This window comes from Staphylococcus pasteuri, from assembly GCF_030547725.1.
Classification (GTDB): domain Bacteria; phylum Bacillota; class Bacilli; order Staphylococcales; family Staphylococcaceae; genus Staphylococcus; species Staphylococcus pasteuri.
The window spans coordinates 1-382 of the sequence record NZ_JAUOQO010000063.1 but is presented as its reverse complement, the minus strand read 5'-3'; the positions used below and the strand labels follow the sequence as shown (position 1 = coordinate 382).

1 pseudogene is annotated in these 382 nt (G+C 44.5%); it reads right to left on the bottom strand.

The features are described from left to right. A pseudogene (locus Q4528_RS12800) lies at positions 1-382 on the bottom strand (hypothetical protein); the annotation flags it as partial.

Below are 382 nucleotides of genomic sequence, written 5' to 3'. Positions count from 1 at the left end.
GGTATAGGTTGAACCACTTGCCAAACCTGCGTCAGCATAGGTCCAAGTTGTACCAGATACCGTTGCTGTGCCAACCTTAATACCATCTCGATATATCGCAACAACTTCACCTGAACCCAATGTAGCACTAATCGTACCTTGGACTTCTGGCGTGTCATCATTGGTGAAAGCACCATTGGCAACATTTCCTAAACCTGGGGCAACGTTATCAACAACTGTTGTTATCGTTGTGGTTTGTGTTGGCGCTACAGTATCAACAGTAATTGTATATGCTGACGATGCTGGGCTTTGGTTACCACCCGCTGTTTCAACACGCGCTGTATATACATAAGTATTGCCGTTACTTAATCCACTGTCATTAAAGGTCCATGTTGTACCTGTA